Source organism: Phaeobacter sp. SYSU ZJ3003, assembly GCF_041300735.1.
Taxonomy (GTDB): Bacteria; Pseudomonadota; Alphaproteobacteria; order Rhodobacterales; family Rhodobacteraceae; genus Phycobacter; species Phycobacter gallaeciensis_A.
Genome location: NZ_PXNU01000101.1, coordinates 1 through 3000 on the forward strand (window position 1 = coordinate 1; position 3000 = coordinate 3000).

Below are 3000 nucleotides of genomic sequence, written 5' to 3' on the forward strand. Positions count from 1 at the left end.
ACATCAATTGATACTCCCTTAGTAGCGGCGAGCGAACGGGGACCAGCCGAGCCAGAGAAGTGACTGGAATGCGTTGGGAAGCGCAGCCATAGCGGGTGATAGCCCCGTACAGGAAGCTTTGATGGACGTATTAAGTAGGGCGGAACACGTGAAATTCTGTCTGAAGATCGGAGGACCACCTTCGAAGGCTAAGTACTCCTTACTGACCGATAGTGAACCAGTACCGTGAGGGAAAGGTGAAAAGCACCCCGACGAGGGGAGTGAAACAGTACCTGAAACCGAACGCCTACAATCAGTTGGAGGCCCCTTGAGGGCTGACAGCGTACCTTTTGTATAATGGGTCATCGACTTGGTCTCACGAGCAAGCTTAAGCCGCTAGGCGAAGGCGCAGCGAAAGCGAGTCTTAATAGGGCGAATGAGTTCGTGGGATCAGACCCGAAACCGAGTGATCTAGGCATGGCCAGGTTGAAGGTGCGGTAACACGCACTGGAGGACCGAACCCACATCTGTTGAAAAAGATCGGGATGAGCTGTGCCTAGGGGTGAAAGGCCAATCAAACTCGGAGATAGCTGGTTCTCTGCGAAATCTATTTAGGTAGAGCGTCATCCGAATACCCCGGGGGGTAGAGCACTGGATGGGTAATGGGGCCCCACAGGCTTACTGATCCTAACCAAACTCCGAATACCCGGGAGTACTAGATGGCAGACACACTGCGGATGCTAACGTCCGTAGTGGAGAGGGAAACAACCCTGACCTCCGGCTAAGGCCCCCAATTCATGGCTAAGTGGGAAAGCAGGTGGGACGACCAAAACAACCAGGAGGTTGGCTTAGAAGCAGCCATCCTTTAAAGATAGCGTAACAGCTCACTGGTCTAAATAAGTTGTCCTGCGGCGAAGATGTAACGGGGCTCAAGCCATGAGCCGAAGCCGAGGATGCACATAGTGCATGGTAGCAGAGCGTAGTGTGACATAGTCTCATGTCTCCTTACTTCCTTCGGGAAGATTGGAGACAAGAGGCTTTCGATGAAGCCGGGGCGTGAGCCATCCGGTGGAGAGATCACTAGCGAGAATGATGACATGAGTAGCGACAAAGAGTGTGAGAGACACTCTCGCCGAAAGTCCAAGGGTTCCTGCTTAAAGCTAATCTGAGCAGGGTAAGCCGGCCCCTAAGCCGAGGCCGAAAGGCGTAGGCGATGGGAACCAGGTTAATATTCCTGGGCCAGGAGGATGTGACGGATTGCGACTGTAGTTCAGCCTTATCGGATTGGTTGGGCTGCTGAGCAGTCCCTGGAAATAGCCCTCCATCAGACCGTACCCTAAACCGACACAGGTGGACTGGTAGAGAATACCAAGGCGCTTGAGAGAACGATGTTGAAGGAACTCGGCAAAATACCTCCGTAAGTTCGCGAGAAGGAGGCCCGGGTTCAAGGCAACTTGGATCCGGGGGCACAAACCAGGGGGTGGCGACTGTTTATTAAAAACACAGGGCTCTGCGAAGTCGCAAGACGACGTATAGGGTCTGACGCCTGCCCGGTGCCTGAAGGTTAAAAGGAGGAGTGAGAGCTCCGAATTGAAGCCCAGGTAAACGGCGGCCGTAACTATAACGGTCCTAAGGTAGCGAAATTCCTTGTCGGGTAAGTTCCGACCTGCACGAATGGCGTAACGACTTCCCCGCTGTCTCCAACATCGACTCAGCGAAATTGAATTGCCTGTCAAGATGCAGGCTTCCCGCGGTTAGACGGAAAGACCCCGTGCACCTTTACTACAGCTTCGCACTGGCATCAGGATTGTGATGTGCAGGATAGGTGGTAGGCATCGAAACCAGAACGCTAGTTCCGGTGGAGCCTCCCTTGAGATACCACCCTTCGCACTCTTGATGTCTAACCGCGGTCCGTTATCCGGATCCGGGACCCTGCGTGGCGGGTAGTTTGACTGGGGCGGTCGCCTCCTAAAGCGTAACGGAGGCGCGCGAAGGTTGGCTCAGAGCGGTCGGAAATCGCTCGTTGAGTGCAATGGCAGAAGCCAGCCTGACTGCGAGACTGACAAGTCGAGCAGAGACGAAAGTCGGCCATAGTGATCCGGTGGTCCCGAGTGGAAGGGCCATCGCTCAACGGATAAAAGGTACGCCGGGGATAACAGGCTGATACTGCCCAAGAGTCCATATCGACGGCAGTGTTTGGCACCTCGATGTCGGCTCATCTCATCCTGGGGCTGGAGCAGGTCCCAAGGGTACGGCTGTTCGCCGTTTAAAGAGGTACGTGAGCTGGGTTTAGAACGTCGTGAGACAGTTCGGTCCCTATCTGCCGTGGGTGTAGGATACTTGAGAGGAGTTGCCCCTAGTACGAGAGGACCGGGGTGAACGATCCACTGGTGGACCTGTTATCGTGCCAACGGTAGTGCAGGGTAGCTATGATCGGAAAGGATAACCGCTGAAGGCATCTAAGCGGGAAGCCCCCCTCAAAACAAGGTATCCCTGAGGGCCGTGGAAGACCACCACGTCAATAGGCCGGAGATGTAAGTGCAGCAATGCATTCAGTTGACCGGTACTAATCGCCCGATAGGCTTGATCTGTTCCAGTAACAGACAGTCTCGTAAACACCAAAAAGCAAAACGAAACTTGGACAAAACGTTGATCTAAAAACCTTCCGCTTTTGGAAAACGACCCGTGACATAACGGGCCTGCGGCAACGGGCATTTGCTTCGCAAATATCCTGCCTGCCGCAAATACCAAAAGCCGGAGGCTTTTGGTATTTACTCGGTTTGGTGGTCATAGCACGAGCAAAACACCCGGTCCCATCCCGAACCCGGAAGTTAAGTGCCGTCGCGCCAATGGTACTTGGGCTTAAGCCCTGGGAGAGTAGGTCACCGCCAAACCTAGTAAATACCAAAAAAATCTCTCTAACGATCATAACCAACAATCTCCGCGGGATGGAGCAGCCCGGTAGCTCGTCAGGCTCATAACCTGAAGGTCGCAGGTTCAAATCCTGCTCCCGCAACCAAC

General features: G+C 54.0%; 1 tRNA gene and 2 rRNA genes. All 3 read left to right on the forward strand.

Going from position 1 to position 3000, the window contains the following annotated elements:
* Nucleotides 1–2570 (forward strand): 23S ribosomal RNA (locus C6W91_RS20600); the annotation flags it as partial.
* 188 nt (nucleotides 2571–2758) lie between these two features.
* Nucleotides 2759–2873: ribosomal RNA gene (gene rrf / locus C6W91_RS20605) — 5S ribosomal RNA — on the forward strand.
* 48 nt (nucleotides 2874–2921) lie between these two features.
* Nucleotides 2922–2998 (forward strand) — tRNA-Met (locus tag C6W91_RS20610).
* The last annotated feature ends 2 nt before the right edge of the window (nucleotides 2999–3000 follow it).